General features: G+C 55.9%; 14 protein-coding genes. 7 read left to right on the top strand and 7 right to left on the bottom strand.

Annotation, left to right across the window (positions count from 1 at the left end):
• Nucleotides 1-23 precede the first annotated feature (23 nt).
• Nucleotides 24-302: a hypothetical protein gene (locus ABHF33_RS10610; protein ID WP_348943943.1), complete on the top strand. Its 279-nt coding sequence runs from the start codon at nt 24-26 to the stop codon at nt 300-302.
• Between the two features lie 88 nt (nt 303-390).
• Here ABHF33_RS10610 and ABHF33_RS10605 read toward each other — a convergent pair whose 3' ends face one another.
• The 7 genes from ABHF33_RS10605 to glyQ form a co-directional block, all read right to left on the bottom strand.
• The gene (locus ABHF33_RS10605; protein WP_348943942.1) at nt 391-1,779 is read right to left on the bottom strand and encodes a lytic polysaccharide monooxygenase; all 1,389 of its coding nucleotides are present in this window, start codon (nt 1,777-1,779) and stop codon (nt 391-393) included.
• Nucleotides 1,780-2,026: 247 nt separating this feature from the next.
• Nucleotides 2,027-2,713, bottom strand: a complete 687-nt coding sequence (locus ABHF33_RS10600; protein ID WP_348943941.1) for a M48 family metallopeptidase — start codon at nt 2,711-2,713, stop codon at nt 2,027-2,029.
• Nucleotides 2,714-3,042: 329 nt separating this feature from the next.
• Nucleotides 3,043-3,780, bottom strand: coding sequence for a lysophospholipid acyltransferase family protein (locus tag ABHF33_RS10595; protein ID WP_348943940.1), 738 nt, complete (start codon nt 3,778-3,780; stop codon nt 3,043-3,045).
• 43 nt (nt 3,781-3,823) lie between these two features.
• A complete protein-coding gene (gmhB, locus tag ABHF33_RS10590) occupies nt 3,824-4,360 on the bottom strand; it encodes a D-glycero-beta-D-manno-heptose 1,7-bisphosphate 7-phosphatase (protein WP_348946629.1) in 537 nt (178 codons plus the stop codon).
• A gap of 104 nt (nt 4,361-4,464) precedes the next feature.
• Nucleotides 4,465-6,543 (bottom strand): glycine--tRNA ligase subunit beta, encoded by a 2,079-nt coding sequence (gene glyS, locus ABHF33_RS10585; RefSeq protein WP_348943939.1) that lies wholly within the window; start codon nt 6,541-6,543, stop codon nt 4,465-4,467.
• A 65-nt stretch (nt 6,544-6,608) separates the two neighbouring features.
• Nucleotides 6,609-7,100, bottom strand: a complete 492-nt coding sequence (locus tag ABHF33_RS10580; RefSeq protein WP_348943938.1) for a surface-adhesin E family protein — start codon at nt 7,098-7,100, stop codon at nt 6,609-6,611.
• A 19-nt stretch (nt 7,101-7,119) separates the two neighbouring features.
• The gene (gene glyQ, locus ABHF33_RS10575) at nt 7,120-8,028 is read right to left on the bottom strand and encodes a glycine--tRNA ligase subunit alpha (RefSeq protein WP_348943937.1); all 909 of its coding nucleotides are present in this window, start codon (nt 8,026-8,028) and stop codon (nt 7,120-7,122) included.
• Between the two features lie 205 nt (nt 8,029-8,233).
• On the opposite strand from glyQ, the gene ABHF33_RS10570 reads away from it, so the two are divergent.
• The 6 genes from ABHF33_RS10570 to yaaA all read left to right on the top strand — a co-directional run bounded on the left by ABHF33_RS10570 (nt 8,234) and on the right by yaaA (nt 15,721).
• The gene (locus ABHF33_RS10570) at nt 8,234-10,243 is read left to right on the top strand and encodes a lytic transglycosylase domain-containing protein (protein WP_348943936.1); all 2,010 of its coding nucleotides are present in this window, start codon (nt 8,234-8,236) and stop codon (nt 10,241-10,243) included.
• 384 nt (nt 10,244-10,627) lie between these two features.
• On the top strand, nt 10,628-10,888 hold the full coding sequence (locus ABHF33_RS10565) for a hypothetical protein (RefSeq protein WP_348943935.1): 261 nt from the start codon (nt 10,628-10,630) through the stop codon (nt 10,886-10,888).
• A 4-nt stretch (nt 10,889-10,892) separates the two neighbouring features.
• Nucleotides 10,893-11,888, top strand: a complete 996-nt coding sequence (locus ABHF33_RS10560; RefSeq protein WP_348943934.1) for a 2-hydroxyacid dehydrogenase — start codon at nt 10,893-10,895, stop codon at nt 11,886-11,888.
• Nucleotides 11,889-11,957: 69 nt separating this feature from the next.
• Complete coding sequence (locus ABHF33_RS10555) at nt 11,958-14,273, top strand: PAS domain-containing sensor histidine kinase (RefSeq protein ID WP_348943933.1); 2,316 nt, start codon at nt 11,958-11,960, stop codon at nt 14,271-14,273.
• Complete coding sequence (locus ABHF33_RS10550) at nt 14,263-14,880, top strand: response regulator transcription factor (protein WP_348943932.1); 618 nt, start codon at nt 14,263-14,265, stop codon at nt 14,878-14,880. Before ABHF33_RS10555 ends, ABHF33_RS10550 begins: the two co-directional genes overlap by 11 nt.
• Before the next feature lie 76 nt (nt 14,881-14,956).
• Nucleotides 14,957-15,721, top strand: a complete 765-nt coding sequence (gene yaaA / locus ABHF33_RS10545; protein WP_348943931.1) for a peroxide stress protein YaaA — start codon at nt 14,957-14,959, stop codon at nt 15,719-15,721.
• Nucleotides 15,722-15,786 lie beyond the last annotated feature (65 nt).

Raw genomic sequence — 15,786 nt, 5'->3', positions numbered from 1 at the left:
GCTCTTTCCCGTGACACAACACAATGAAACCAATACTGACTCTTTTTATCCTGTTCGGCAGCCTGCTCCAGACTGGCTGCGCCGTTGTCACCACCACCGCGATGGTGGGCGCAGCCGCCATCAGCGTAACGACCACCGCCGTAGGCGTGACCTATGAAGCCACCAAAACCATCGGCGCTGGCGCAATTGCCGCAGGCAGCTACGCCTATGAAGCTGCCAGCAAAGCCGACGCGAGCAAAGTTCAGGCGCAGCCGGTAACTGCACCACAAGCTGCCGTCGTCACTCCGCTATCGGACAATTAATTAGCTGGCCGCTGACACAATCTCTGCCTGCATAAACAAAACCCCACCGCTTGGGTGGGGTTTTGTCAGAGCTGAAAATCAGAGCGCTTTATTTGCAAACGCCCAGATCTTTCCAAACGCCCCACTGGCTGTTCACGTCCGGCGCTTCGTTGGTTGTCCACCATTTGTTTTCGAAGTTACGGCCTTTGTGGCTCACTTTATTGCCAGGGTTAGCGTAAACCTTGCCTGATTCCCATGCGGCCACGCAAGTGCTACCCGCTGGCGTTGCCGTTGGTGTAGCAGTTGGTGCCACCGTTACCACTGGCGTAGCCGTTGGTTTCACTGTCACCACTGGCGTTGCCGTTGGCTTAGGCGTTGAAACCGGCGTTGCGGTCGGTTTCGGGCTAGCCGTTGGTACTGCTGTTGGCGCTGGCGTTGCAGTTGGAGCAGGCGTAGCCGTCGGCGCTACAGTCGGTGCTGGCGTGGCCGTTGGTTTTGCCGTTGGCGCTGGTGTTGTACCTGATGGCGCTGCGATGTCGACACGGTAAACATAATCAGTACCGCTGCGGCTGTAAACGCGGTTTTCCTGTGCGCTTTGCACCGGTACAACCGAGCCATTTGACTGCAGTACACCAATGCTGACGTAGCGAGAAGCCGCGTTCACTTTCTGTGCCAGGAAGTAGGGCCAGATGTCCATTTGTGTGGTGTCAGCGCCAGTCTGGGCGTCAAAACCAGCGGTCAGCTGAACGTTTTCCAGATCGCTACCCGCCGAGTCAAACAGGCGGAAAGAAACCACTGATTTTTCGGCCAGATTTTGCTGAGCACGGATTTGACCCAGTTCTTTGTACGTTGATACGCCGCCGGAGAAATTCACGTCCGAGCATGAGTAGAATGCTTCAGCGCTGTCAGAACGCTGCCAGGTCACGTAGATGATCTGCTTGCCGGTTTTCTTAGGCAATTGGCAGCTCATTTTGTAGCGTTTGTCTGCCGTCACAGGCACATTGCCCAGTTTGCAGAACTGATCCAGATGGCTCCAGTTCAACGGTGTAGTCGGGTTCCAGGTGTCATTGGTCACGTAGAACACCCAGTCACGTGTCTGGTGCGGTGCTGGTGCATTGAAGATGAATTCGAAATTGCCGTTGGCATCTGGAGCGATATTGCTGCTTGGCCAATCGGTACGCGCCAGATCCAGACCTGCGTAGTTGGATTTGCTGGCAGAACACAGCTGGCCGTCTTTCACAAATGCTTTGTGATCGCCATTTGGCAACTGGTTTACACCCGACCAGTCGTACAGGAATTGCGGGCCGCCTGAAGCAGCAACCGCAGCCTGACACGCCGCCGATTTCGGGCTTTCCGGGCCTTCCTTAAAGCAGCTTAAAACGCGGCTGATCGGTACTTCCATCGTGCCGTGACCAGAAACCAGCTGTGTAGCGCCAAACAGGCCTAATGCCAGCGCAATACGTACGGGCAGAGCACGCCCAGTGCGTTGTTCATGCATTGATCTTCTCCATCTTTGGAATGTGGTGTGCTTCACTGCGTTGATTAGTATTCTCTGATCTAGCCGCATTTAAGCATTTGATTTTTTTCGATTTTAACGAATAAAAAAACGGCTCTTATTCGCCGGCAAAATTTATCAGGGCTGAATGAAAATGACAAGCAAAATGTAGTCAGAAAAAGCCACTTACAAGACCATGACGAAAGCAATTTTTAGCAATTATTTTGATAAAACAATCACTTGGCCAAAATCACCATGTAAGCAAAGCGGCGCCGTGTTGCTTTAACCACGCACGCTCGTTTTTCCATTGCGGGCAGGCTGCCGCAACAATCGCCCAGAAGCGCGCCGAATGATTCATTTCGGCCAGATGCGCCAGCTCGTGGATCACCACATAGTCGATCACATTGGGCGGTGCCTGCATCAGACGCCAGCTCAGCCGCACCACGCCTTGCGATGTGCAGCTCCCCCAGCGCGTGCGCGCCGAGGACAGGGCCAGCTGCGCGGGGTGCAAATTCATCCGCTCCGACCAGATGGCCACACGCTCGGCAAAATACGGGCGCGCGGCGCGCTGGTAAAAGCGTGCCAGCGCCTCGGGGATATGCGCTTCACTGGCCGCACAGAGCCACAAAGCCTCGTCAGTGAGCTTGCCGCGCAAGGCCGACTGCAAAGCGCGCTGCTCGCCCAGCCACCAGACGGCTGCGCCCCAATGCAGGCTGGCTGCTGGCGCGGGTGGGCGCGCTTCGCGCTCGGCCAGCTTGGCTTGAATCCAGTTGAGTTTCAGGCGAATCACGCGCTCGGCCTCAGCCAGCGGCGCGCGTTGCGGCAGGATAATCGTCAGGCCCGTGGCATCAATTTTCAAACCGATGCTGCGACGGCGGGCACTGCGCTCGATGATGTAGGGTATATGGCCAGAGGCCAATTCAAACATGCGCTGCATGGCTATACATCTGATGAGATGGCAACATTCTCAATTCGTATTGATTGTTTTTAGCGCCTTCGGCGCGATGTTTTATAGTCGCAATCCGCGACGGGGACTTACTTCTCTTGCTTCGCCAAGAGAAGTAAGCAAGAGAAGGCGACCCCCGCCTGCGGCCCTCCGGGCTACCCTCGGTCGGTCGCGAGCCAAACGGTAAAGCTGTTTGTCTCACTCCACTCCTTCGGCGATGGGCGACAGGGGGTTCTAAGCCCTAGATACACCAGCGAGGCTCGGACAAATACGTATTGAAAATATCACAGGTGAGATTGGAGGCAATTTGCCCTGTCACCTTATTCCCCACCCTTGCGGTAGCAGGGGCCGCGGCCGGTGATTTGTTCCATTTCGCCTTCGATCCAGGCTTCAACCTCGTTGATCAACGCCAGCGAGTTTTTGCCTTCGGGCAGAATCGGTTTGCCGATCCGCACGGTGATTTCGCCCGGCCATTTGCAGAATGAATTTTTCGGCCAGAACTCACCCGAATTCATCGCCACCGGCACAATCGGCACGTCCAGATCTTTCGCCAGCCGTGCGCCACCCTGCTTGTACTGGCCGCGCTCGCCCGGCTTGATGCGTGTACCTTCGGGGAAAATCACAATCCACAAGCCTTTGTTTAAGCGATCACGCCCTTGCTCCATCAATTGGCGCTGCGCCTGTGCACGCTGGCCGCGATCAATCGCGATCGGTGACGTGGCCGACAAACCCCAGCCAAAAAACGGGATTTTCAGCAATTCGCGTTTAAGCACCCACACTTGCGGCGGGAAAATCAGCTGCAAGGCCATCGTTTCCCACGCCGACTGGTGCTTGCACATAATCATCGCCGGGCCGTGCGGGATGTTTTCTGCGCCTTCAACTTTAAAGCTCAGCCCGCACGTGATTTTGAGCCAGGCAAACATCAGCCGCGACCACCAGGCGATGATTTTATTGCGATTGACCGCCGAGAGCGGAAAAATCAGCAAGGCAATCAAGGCAAATACCGGCGTTAACACCACCAAACCCAAGCTATATAAAACGGAGCGAAACCAGATCATTGAGCTACTTTTTGAAAGTCAGAAGGGATTAAAACACCGGCCATTATTCGGCCAGCAAGGCGTCGCAAACTGCGGCCAGATCGTCAAAAATACGAGTACCAGCAGGCAATTGCGGATCCGCTTCGGTTTTGCCGCCATTGCCGGTACGTACCAGAATCGCCTGCCCGCCCGCGCTGGCCACCGCTTGCAGATCACGCAGCGAATCGCCCACCATCAGGCAGTCTTCCACATCCACGCGAAAGCGGCGCGCAATATCCAGCACCATGCCCGGCGCGGGTTTGCGGCATTCGCAGCCGCTATCGGGCGCGTGCGGACAGAAGAAAATGGCATCAATATGTCCACCGGCATTGACCACCGCGCGGTGCATTTTGGCGTGAATCTGGTTGAGCATATCCACGTTGATAATACCGCGCCCGATGCAGCTTTGATTGGTGGCCACGACAATGGTCCAGCCTGCGCGCGTTAACTCGCCAATCGCTTCCAGGCTACCGGCAATCGGCAGCCATTCATCGGGCGATTTGATAAAGTCCGGGCGATCATGATTAATCACGCCATCCCGATCCAGAATCAACAGCTTGATCGCATCATTTTTTGCAGCGGGCATCGGTTTTCCCAATCAGGTAGGGTGGCTTAGCCCAAGGCGCACCCTGAAGAAAGCAGCCTTGGGGCGTAAGCCACCAACTATTAATCAGCCAACAAAGACAATTCGGCCACTCGGTTCATCAATTCAGCCAAGCTGCTCAGCAAAGCCAAACGATTACCACGTACCGCCAGATCATCTGCCATCACCATCACACCATCGAAGAATGCATCAACCGGCGCTTTCAATGCGGCGAGCTGCTTCAATGCATTGGTAAAGTCATTCGCTGCCAGCGCAGTATTCACCGGGTCTTGTACGGCTTGCAGAGCGGCAAACAGATCTTTCTCGGCCGCTTCCTGCAGTAGCACTTCGTTCAGCGCCGGCACTTCGCCTTCGACTTTTTTCAGGATATTGCGAATACGTTTGTTCGCTGCAGCGAGCGCAGCCGATTCGGCCAATGCTTTGAATTCAGCCACCGCAGCCAAACGCACAGTGACGTCGTTAATTTGGGTCGGTTTAAGCGCCAATACTGCGTCAATATCTGCCGCAGGGTATTCCGCAGCCAATAGGTTTTTCAGGCGATCAAGCATAAAGCCATACAGGCCTTCCACCGTACCTTCCGCGATCAAGCCAGCGGGAAAGCTTGCTGCAGTAGTGCTGAGCAAGACTTTCAAATCCAATGGCTGAACCAAGGCCATGCGCAATACGCCCAACGCAGCGCGGCGCAGCGCGAACGGGTCTTTATCGCCGGTCGGAATCAGGCCAATGCCATAGATCCCCACCAGTGTTTCTAGCTTGTCGGCCAGTGAAACGGCTTGCGCAATCGCGCCTTCTGGCAGGGTATCGCCCGCAAACTTAGGTTTGTAGTGCGCTTCAACCGCATACGCCACCTCGGTATCTTCACCATCGTGCTTGGCATAATACTGACCCATAATGCCCTGCAACTCGGGGAATTCGCCAACCATATCGGTCGACAAATCGGCTTTCGCCAGATACGCGGCGCGGGTGGCTTTTGACACATCAGCACCAAGCAGCTTGGCGATTTCACCGGCGATGGTTTCCAGACGCGTTACGCGTTCGAGCTGCGAGCCAATCTTGTTGTGGTAAACCACGTTGGCCAATTTGCCAACGCGGGTGTCGAGCTTGGCTTTTTTGTCCTGCTCGAAGAAGAATTTCGCGTCCGACAGACGCGCACGCAGTACGCGCTCGTTACCGTTGATGATGTGGCTTGGGTCGTCGGTTTGCAGATTTGAGACCAGCAAGAACTGATTCATCAACTTGCCGTTGGCGTCGAGCAGCGGGAAGTATTTCTGGTTTTGCTGCATCGTCAGAATCAGGCATTCCTGCGGTACTTGCAGGAATTCGGCTTCAAATTCGCCTTTCAGTACCACCGGCCATTCAACCAGCGCAGTCACTTCGTCAAACAATGCATCATCTGCGGCAATCGTGGCGTTCAGCGCGGCAGCGGCTTCTTTGAGTTTTTCACCAATCAGCGCGCGACGGGCGGCGAAGCTGGCGATCACTTTGCCTTCATCGTGCATCTGGCGTGCGTAGCCTTCGGCCGTGTTCAGGCTGATTTCACCTTTGGACAGGAAACGATGGCCACGCGTCGTGCGGCCAGATTCGAGGTGCAGCACTTGACCGGCAATCACGTCAGCGCCGTGCAACATCGTCAGGCCGTGTACCGGACGGATAAACTGGCCTTCGCGGTCAGCCCAGCGCATCATTTTTGGCGCAGGCAATTTTTTCAGCGTGGCGGCTACGATGTCGCTCAATACGGCGGCGAGCGCTTCACCGGCTTTGACCGAACGAAATACATACACGTCCTGCTTGCCGTCATGAACCGTTTCGAGGCTATCAACCGCTTCGGGTGCGAGGCCACAAGAGCGAGCAAAACCGAGCAAAGCCGGGCTAGGCTTGCCGTCTTTCATACCGGCCGATACCGCCGGGCCGCGTTTTTCAATCGACTGCTCAGGCTGCACAGCCGCCACGTCGCTAATCGTTACCGCCAGACGGCGTGGACTAGCATAGCTTGTGAAGGTCCCCGCTTCAGCACCAGCAGGCGCAAAGCCCAGTTTCACCAGCTCGGCAAAAATACCATCGGCAAACGCCGCGCCCAGCTTGGGCAGCGCTTTGGGTGGCAATTCTTCGGTAAAGAGTTCAATCAGTAGTGTTGGATTCATGTCTATTTGGCCGCTGTGCAGCCACCTCTTAATCGTTGAACAAAGCGCCTGATCGGGCTTTGTGCTTACTCGTTTTCTGCAGCGTCTTTGGCCGCCATCATTTTACAAATCTGGTTCACAAAGTCTTCGCCAAAAGTACCAGGCTCAGGCTTGGCAAATTCCCACTGAAAACCCGGCACATCGTAGCGGGCTACTTCGTCGTCATTTTCGTCATTCATCGACACCGCCACGCCAGCCATTTTGCCCGATGGGCAATCGATCACCTGCCGCGTGTATTTATTGCGGTATTTGCCTTTGGAAGTGCCATCAATCTGGTCTTCGTTAAAGCGCTGCACCATCCAGACAAAGGTGTAGTTCTGCTCGGCAAAGCCTTCGTCGTGCTTGATCGAATTCACATCAACCAACGTTTCAAACTCGGGCATTTTGCCGTAACTACGCCAATCGGTTTTTTTGTAAGGCACTGGCTCGGGGCCTTCCATGCCATCTTCAAATTTACCGCAACCCGCAAGGGGCAAGATCAATAAACCCAGCAGTGAAGCCGTTAGAAGAGATCGCATGGAAAGCTCCTTGTTCAACTTACTTTGCAGCACCTAATTCAGCGGGTGAACACATCGGGAAACCCAGCGCCTCGCGCGAGTCGTAATACGCTTGCGCGACTAATCGTGCCAGTGTGCGCACGCGGCCAATGTAGGCGGCACGCTCAGTCACCGAAATCGCACCCCGCGCGTCGAGCAAGTTGAACATGTGCGAGCATTTCATCACCATCTCGAAACCCGGCAGCGCCAGGCCGCCTTCAATCAGGCGACGTGCTTCGGATTCAAAGTGATTGAACTGATCAAACAGGAAAGGCACGTTCGATTGCTCGAAGTTGTAGATTGATTGCTCAACTTCGTTCTGGTGGTAAATATCGCCGTAGGTCACTTTCTGACCGTTCGGATATTCAGTCCAGACGATGTCGTAGATGTTGTCGACGCCTTGTAGGTACATCGCCAGACGCTCGACACCATAAGTGATTTCGCCCAATACCGGCTTGCAATCGAGGCCGCCGACTTGCTGGAAGTAGGTAAATTGCGTCACTTCCATGCCGTTGAGCCACACTTCCCAGCCCAAACCCCACGCGCCCAAAGTCGGGCTTTCCCAGTCGTCTTCGACAAAACGCACGTCGTGGACTTTGGTGTCGATACCAAGGTATTCGAGCGAGCCCAGATACAGCTCCTGGATATTATCCGGCGATGGTTTCAGCGCGACTTGATATTGGTAGTAATGCTGGCAGCGGTTTGGGTTTTCGCCGTAGCGGCCGTCTTTCGGGCGGCGGCAAGGCTGCACGTAGGCCGCGTTCCAAGGCTCAGGGCCAAGCGAGCGCAAGAAAGTAGCGGTGTGGAATGTACCGGCACCGACTTCAATGTCATAAGGCTGCAGCAAGGCACAACCGTGGTCGCTCCAGTAATTCTGGAGTTTTAATAGAATTTCCTGAAAAGTCAGCATGGCTCTTTGGGCGCACTGGGCGCGTTTACGTTCTGAATGTTCGCAATTCTACTTGTTTTTGTCGGGTAATAGCCATGAGTCATCACGACAAGCGGCGCTCTGCAACACGGCAACAACGCTGCAATGCAGCAATTGCGGCAAAATACCTACGCCGAGCTGAATAAAATCAGGCCTTCGCCGCAAGACATCAGCGCTTGGCTCGTTTATGCTTAAGCCTTCCGGGGCTGGCCAGCGTAAGCAATATTGGCCGACAACAGCCGCCCCTGACCTTTTTAAATCCGACACGCTGCACGCCATGCTGAAAAAATCCGTACTGCTCGTCCTGAGCTGCCTGCTGGCAGCCAGCGCCAATGCCCGCATCAACCTTGACCAAGTCCGTGAAGCGGCCCGCGCCCGTGATCTGGCGACACTGGCCCAGATCAGCGAACAAAGCACGGGCGATCCGCTGGAAATGTATCCACGGTTTTATTTGCTCAGCACCCAGATCAACCAGACCGATTCAGCCGATGCGAACCAGTTTATCCAGCGCTACAGCCCTAGCCCACTGGCCGAGCGCTTTACCAACGAATGGCTAAAAGAGCTGGCGCGCCGCCAGAGCTGGCCCGAGTACGAAGCGCTTTATACGCGGCTCGATAGCCCCAATACCGAACAGATCTGCTTCAAGCAGCAGGCCGCCTTGCTGCGCGGTGACGCCTCAAGCATCGCCAATCACAAAAACCTGTGGTTTAACGCCAAAGCGCTACCCGGCGCGTGCAATATGCTATTTGATACCTTGTTTGCCAACGGCCTGCTGAGTGAGGAAGACGCTTGGTGGCGCATCCGGCAGGCATTTAGCAGTAGCGCCAACAGCAGCACGAGCCAGCCCGACTTGGCACGCCAGTTGGCATCCCGCGTGGGCAACCCGCCCGAGCTTGGCGCCAAATCGGTCAGCGTCGTCCACAACGCGCCGGAAAAAAGCATAGGCAAAATCAATACCAATAGCCGCGCTGGCCGCGAATTGTGGCTGTATGCAGTTGAAAAAATTGGCAGGAAGAACCCGCAACAAGCAGCCAGTCTGATCAGCTCGGCCAGCTGGCTAGCGCCGGCAGATCAGCAATTTGCCTGGCAGCAGCTGGGCTTGCTGGCGGCACGCCGCCTTTTGCCCGAAGCATCGCGCTGGCTTGAGCGTGCTCACCTGAACGACATCAGCGACGATGATCGCGAGTGGGCCATTCGTGCCGCGCTGCGCGTCAGCGACTGGAAAATGGTTGAACAGCGCATCAATGCCCTGCCCGCACATTTGCAGCAAGACAACGCCTGGCGCTACTGGAAAGCCCGCGCCTTGCTCGCGCGCAATCAGAGTGCGGCCGCCAATGCCTTGTGGCTGGGTTTGTCCGATCAGCTCGATTTTTACGGCCTGTTGGCGCGGGAAGAAATCGGACAGATTCTGAGCGCGCCAACGCCGGTTTACAAAGCCAACTCGGAAGACCTCAAAGCCATCCACAGCCTGCCCGGCGTGCAACGCGCCTTGCAACTGAACGCACAAGGCTGGCGCACTGAAGCCACGCGCGAATGGAACTGGGCGATGAAAGGCCTGAGCGATCAGCAATTGCTGGCCGCCGCCGAGCTGGCCTCGCGCAACCGGATGTACGATCGCAGCATTTATTCGGCAATGCGCCCCAAAGGCATGCAGGATTTCACCTTGCGCTTTCCGCAGCCCTACCGCGATTCGGTCGAGCCCGCCGCCAAAGCCTACGGGCTTGACCCCGCCTGGGTCTTTGGCCTGATCCGGCAGGAAAGCCGCTTTATCGCCGACATCCGCTCCAGCGCGGGCGCCACCGGCCTGATGCAGCTGATGCCCGCCACGGCGCAATGGGTAGCCAAGCGACTTGGTATGAGCGATTTTACGATGGCGGACATGAGCGACCCCGAAATCAATCCGCAGCTGGGCAGCTACTATCTGGCCTACTGGAACGAGCGCTTTGGTGGCAACCCAGTACTGGCCACCGCCGGCTATAACGCAGGGCCGGGCAACGCCGCCAAATGGCGTGACGATGACGAAATGGAAGCCGCGATTTATATTGAAACAATTCCATTTAGCGAAACGCGCGATTACGTCAAAGCCGTACTCACCAACGCCAGCCACTACGCGCATTACTACAACGGCAGCCCAAGCCAGATCCTGAAGCGCCTGCCACCCGTAGCAGGAAAAAATAGTGTTAGCGTGAAGGAATAAGCCATCCTGCGCGTGATCAACACAATATCTGAACACAATAAAAAAACAGGCAATGTTCAGATTCTGTGTTGATATGGCCGGATATTGTGATTTGACGATGAAAAGCGGTATTCGTAGGGTGGGTTAGGCGGTTTTATGCCGTAACCCACCGGGACGCGGTATCAATAAGAATAGCTTCATGGTGGGTTACGGCCGAAATACCTTTTTAGTTTTAGGCAAGATCGTGGCGGCCTAACCCACCCTACGCATGATCAACACCAAATCTGAATATGCCAAAAAAACAACAGGTATATGGCTGTAGATCAATTGAATCAATGCCTTCAGCCGTATACCTATCAACACTAAAAAGCTGCAATCTAGCATCACCACCCCAAGGAGTCTGGCATGCAATTAGTCATCGGCAATCTGCCTGTAGAGAGCACCGCAGAAGACATTTACACCCTGTTGACGCAGCAATTAGGCGCACCTGAGCCAACAGAAATCCGGGTTGAAAACGGCAACGGCGAGCGCAATGCGCTGGCGATTGTCCGCTACCCGGACGATACGCCCGAGGCACTGGGCAAGGTGCTGGACGACAAGCTCTCCGGCCTGCATTACCAGGGGCATGATTTGGATGCCACGGTGACTCACCACTTCAAGGAGTAAACCCATGCGCGTGGCGGTGTTTGATAGCAAAAGATTTGATCGCACAACGCTTGAAGCGGCCAATCAGTCTGTGGGCCACGAGCTGGTGTTTTTTGAAGAACGTCTTGGCGCGCACACTGCGCCGCTGGCCGAAGATTTTGACGTGGTGTGCCCTTTCGTCAATGACCGCCTGGATCACAAAACCATCTGCCGGCTAGCCAAGCTGGGTGTCAAGCTGATTGCGCTGCGTTGTGCCGGATTTAATGGCGTTGATCTGGCTGCTGCGGCCGAATTCGGCATTGCCGTCACACGCGTTCCGGCCTACTCGCCCGAAGCCGTGGCCGAGCATGTGTTTGCACTTTTGCTCACGCTCAGCCGCAAAACGCACCGCGCCTATAATCGCGTGCGCGAGGGCAATTTTCTGCTTGAAGGGCTGGAAGGCTTTAATCTGCACGGAAAAACATTCGGCATTCTGGGTGCTGGCAAAATTGGTCTGGCCACCGCGCGGATTGCGCGTGGATTTGGCTGCACCGTGCTGGCGTATGATCCGTTTCCGCCTGCACATTGCGATGTCGATTGCACTTTTATGTCGCAAGAAGAAGTGATGGCGCGGGCCGATATTATTTCGCTGCACACGCCCTTGCTTGAAAGCACACACCATATGCTCAACACACACTCGATTGCCACGATGAAAACCGGCGTGGTGATTATCAACACCAGCCGCGGCGGGCTGATCGACACCAAGGCGGCGATTGCGGCGCTCAAATCCGGGCAGATTGGCGGCCTGGGTCTGGACGTGTACGAGCATGAAGAAGGCGTGTTTTTTGAAGACCTGTCCGACAGCGTACTCAAAGACGATACGCTGGCACGCCTGACCACTTTTCCGAATGTGCTGATTACCTCGCATCAGGGCTATCTGACCGACGAGGCACTGAAAAACATCGCCAATACCACACTGCAGAATATCAGCGACTTTGCCGCTGGCCTGCCGCTGGTCAATGAGGTAAAAACAGGTCTTTGACCGCTCAGTACGCGGTGGGGTAATCACGATGCCCCGCCAGCTGCATGCTTACCCTGACTGTTTGAAGCAATGAAAAAATCCCCCAAATCCTCGCTCAGAAGCAAGCCGCTGGCCTCGCGCTGGCTACTGACGCTGCCTTCATTTGCTGCCGCGCTCTTCAGTCTGGCGCTGGCAGCCTTTCTGATTTTTACCGCCTACAGCGAGCAATCAGCGCGCAATCACAGCCTGACGCAGGATCTGCTCTGGCAAAAGCAGGCGCTCAATACCCGAGTGGAAAACTTCACGCACCAGCTGCGCACCGTGGCCGCCAGCATGGCGACCGACGGGCTGGCCTCGGCTGAATTTACCGCACGCACCTTGTCGCTGCTGCAGGATTCGCCAGAAATCATCTCGCTCGAATACGTCGATGAAACCGGCCAGCGGCGCTGGCGGCAACCGGAAATCAATCCCGGCGGCCTGCCCGATTATCATCACCCGGCCATTATCGCGATCCGTGACGCCGTGCTGGCTGGCGAATCGAGTAGCTATAGCCGCATTATTCTGGACGTACCCGATAGCCCGACGCTGGCGATTGCCGTGCCGATCCGGCTGAATTTCAATGGCCGCCATGTACTGATTGCCCAGCTTAATTTGCGCACCATGCTGCAGCAGCAAGTGCCGTGGTGGATTTCGCAGCGCTACCAGATCAGCCTGTGGGACAAGGAAAAGCTGATTGCCGGCAAATTTGACCGCGCGCACGACGCCAGCAAATTCAATAGCAGCATTGATCTGTCGTGGCCGCCCAATCAGCTGACGCTGACCGCCCACGTCTACGCCCAGCGACGCGATAGCTGGCAAACCGCGCTGACCATTGTGGTGGCGGCGCTCTCCTTGCTGATGCTGGCGTCCACCTGGGCGCTACGACGGCATATCAAGGAGCGGCAAAAAACCGAGGCCCAGCTGCGTCAAGAACAAGCCTTGCGCGAATCAATGGAAAACTCGCTGGTCACCGGCATCCGCGCGATGGATTTGCAAGGCCGCCTGTTTTATGTGAACCGCGCTTTTTGCGAGATGGTCGGCTATAGCCAGGAGCAATTATTCGGCGCCTCCCACCCCATGCCCTACTGGCCACCGGAAGAAATCGAGCAATGCATGGCTATTTATCGCGCCATTCTAAGCGGGCGCGCCGATACCACCGGCTACCAGATGCGCTTTATGCGTAGCAATGGCGAGCGTTTTGACGTACGCCTGTATGCCGCCAAGCTGATCGACGGCGATGGCGTGCATACCGGCTGGATCAGCGCGATTTACGATATTACCGAGTTGCAACGCGAGCGCGAGGCGCTGCAAGCTTCGCACGAGCGTTTCGTGGCGGTGCTCAATGGTCTGGACGCGGCCGTTTCGGTTTCCGACGCGGTGAGCGGCGAGCTACTGTTGTCCAACCGCCATTTTGATAGCGCGTTCAATATCCCGGATCGGCATGGCCGCTATTGCAATATTCCGCTGGTTCGCCGCAGCAAAGGCGCGCCAGTCGATAGCGAGTGGTTTGACGATTACCACCAGCATTGGTATCAGGTGAAAAGCCGCAGCAGCATCTGGGTTGATGGCTCCGAAGTCTGGCTGGAAATCGCCACCGACATCACCATGCTCAAAAATGCGCAGGAGCAGGAGCGCCAGCAGAAAGAGCAATTGCAACAAACCACGCGGCTGATCAGCATGGGCGAAATGGCCTCCAGCCTGGCGCACGAGCTGAATCAGCCGCTGGCGGCGATTGCCAGCTACGCCACTGGCTGTCGCAATGTCTTATCACAGGACAACCCCAATATTGCCCAGCTTGATCAGGCGATCGAGAAAATGGCCGCACAGGCCAAGCGTGCGGGCCAGATTATTCGCGGCATTCGCGAATTTGTGCAGCGGCGCGCACCGCATCGCAAGCGCTGCGAAATCGCCGATTTGCTCGACACGGTACAAACGCTGCTTAGCGCCGAAATCAAAAAAGCCCAGGTCAAACTCAGCGTCAGCGATACGCGCCACTTGCCACCGATTTATGCCGACGCGGTCATGCTGGAGCAGGTGATTTTCAATCTGATGAAAAATGCCATCGAAGCGATGGCCGAAACGCCGGTCAAGCAACGCACATTAGATGTTAAAGTACGCCGCGACGATGAAATGCTGGCGGTCAGCATCACCGACCGCGGCACCGGCATTAGCACCGAACAGATGGAACAACTCTTCAAACCGTTCTATACCACCAAGGGCAGCGGGATGGGGATGGGGCTCAATATCTGCCGCTCGATCATCGAACACCATCAGGGCCGTCTGTGGGTTGAAGCCAACCCCTTGGGCGGAAGCTGTTTTCACTTTACACTGCCACTTTCTATAGAGAGCGAAGCCTATGAGCCTTAATCGCCACATTGCCATTGTTGATGACGACGACGCCATCCGCGACGCTCTGTCGTGGCTGTTTTCAACCCGCAATCATTCGGCGCAGCTGTTTGCCAGCGCCGAAGAACTGCTGGCCAATTACAATCCGGATGCGTTTGGCTGCCTGATTCTGGACGTGCGCATGCCCGGTATGGGCGGCATGGAGTTGTTTAGCAAGCTGCAAGAGCGCGCCTACACGCCGCCGGTGGTGTTCCTCACCGGCCACGGCGACGTGCCGATGGCGGTGGCCGCGCTCAAGCAAGGTGCGGCCGACTTTATCGAAAAGCCATTTTCGGATAATGACATCGTCGATTTGGTCGAAGGTTGCCTGTCGATGGATCAGATGAATCGCAGCGAATGGGAAAACCGCACCGCCGTTGGCGAGCGACTAGCCTGTCTGACGCCACGCGAAACCGAGGTGATGAAGCTGATTCTCACCGGCCGCCTGAACAAGCAAATTGCCGATGATTTGTCGATTTCGATGAAAACGGTTGAAGTGCATCGCGCGCGCATTCTGGAAAAAATGCAGGTTAAAACCGCCATGGAGCTGGCTGCCCGCCTGCGCGATTCAGGCGTTGACGTTAGCTAAAATACCCTGGAATGTATAACCCCAAAGGCCAATCCAGTATTGGCCTTTATTCATATACCCTACCGAGCAAGCCCAGATGTTGATGTTGATTTCCCCGGCCAAAACGCTGGACTACACCACGCCCCCGACTACGGCGCACTTTACGCTGCCGGATTTTCTGGATCAGTCGCAGCAATTAATCACCGTTTTGCGCGAAAAATCCCCCTCCGACATCGCCAAGCTGATGAAGATTTCCGACGAACTGGCGGTACTGAACGTCGGCCGCTACCACAGCTGGCACAGCGACTTTAACCCCGGCAACGCCAAACAGGCCGTGCTGGCGTTTATGGGCGATGTGTACGAAGGGCTGGCGGCCAAAAGCCTTGCGCCAGCGCAACTTGACTACCTGAGCTATCATCTGCGGATTTTATCGGGCCTGTATGGCCTGCTGCGCCCGCTGGATCTGATGCAGCCCTACCGGCTGGAAATGGGTACGCGGCTGACCAACCCGCGCGGTGATCATCTTTACCATTTCTGGGGCACGCAAATCACCGACACCATCAACGCGCTGGAGGGCCACACCGTGGTCAATCTGGCCAGCGATGAGTATTTCAAAGCGGTGAAACCCAAGCAGCTCACCGCACGGCTGATTACGCCGGTGTTTGAAGACTATAAAAACGGCCAGTACAAAATCATCAGTTTTTATGCCAAGCGCGCACGTGGCCTGATGGTGCGCTATGCTGCCCTCAACGGGATTGAAGACGCCGAGCAGCTCAAAGCGTTTGATCTGGAAGGCTATCAGTGGATTGAGCAGGAAAGTGATGCACAGCGCTGGCTATTTCGCCGCCGCCTGCATGATTAGATGGCGCAGCAAAGCCTGCGTGAACTCGAATAAGGGCTAAAGAGATGCGCAGGCTGGCGATTGCG

The sequence above is a fragment of the Chitinibacter sp. FCG-7 genome (assembly GCF_040047665.1).
Lineage (GTDB): Bacteria > Pseudomonadota > Gammaproteobacteria > Burkholderiales > Chitinibacteraceae > Chitinibacter > Chitinibacter mangrovi.
This window is presented reverse-complemented; position numbering and strand designations above follow the sequence as displayed.

Coding starts and splice junctions, on each gene's coding strand:
- ABHF33_RS10555 (WP_348943933.1), top strand. CDS start 11,958: ATGAAAAAATCCCCCAAATCCTCGCTCAGAAGCAAGCCGCTGGCCTCG.
- ABHF33_RS10580 (WP_348943938.1), bottom strand. CDS start 7,100: ATGCGATCTCTTCTAACGGCTTCACTGCTGGGTTTATTGATCTTGCCC.
- ABHF33_RS10600 (WP_348943941.1), bottom strand. CDS start 2,713: ATGCAGCGCATGTTTGAATTGGCCTCTGGCCATATACCCTACATCATC.
- ABHF33_RS10550 (WP_348943932.1), top strand. CDS start 14,263: ATGAGCCTTAATCGCCACATTGCCATTGTTGATGACGACGACGCCATC.
- yaaA (WP_348943931.1), top strand. CDS start 14,957: ATGTTGATGTTGATTTCCCCGGCCAAAACGCTGGACTACACCACGCCC.
- glyS (WP_348943939.1), bottom strand. CDS start 6,543: ATGAATCCAACACTACTGATTGAACTCTTTACCGAAGAATTGCCACCC.
- ABHF33_RS10610 (WP_348943943.1), top strand. CDS start 24: ATGAAACCAATACTGACTCTTTTTATCCTGTTCGGCAGCCTGCTCCAG.
- ABHF33_RS10595 (WP_348943940.1), bottom strand. CDS start 3,780: ATGATCTGGTTTCGCTCCGTTTTATATAGCTTGGGTTTGGTGGTGTTA.
- ABHF33_RS10560 (WP_348943934.1), top strand. CDS start 10,893: ATGCGCGTGGCGGTGTTTGATAGCAAAAGATTTGATCGCACAACGCTT.
- ABHF33_RS10565 (WP_348943935.1), top strand. CDS start 10,628: ATGCAATTAGTCATCGGCAATCTGCCTGTAGAGAGCACCGCAGAAGAC.
- ABHF33_RS10605 (WP_348943942.1), bottom strand. CDS start 1,779: ATGCATGAACAACGCACTGGGCGTGCTCTGCCCGTACGTATTGCGCTG.
- ABHF33_RS10570 (WP_348943936.1), top strand. CDS start 8,234: ATGCTTAAGCCTTCCGGGGCTGGCCAGCGTAAGCAATATTGGCCGACA.
- glyQ (WP_348943937.1), bottom strand. CDS start 8,028: ATGCTGACTTTTCAGGAAATTCTATTAAAACTCCAGAATTACTGGAGC.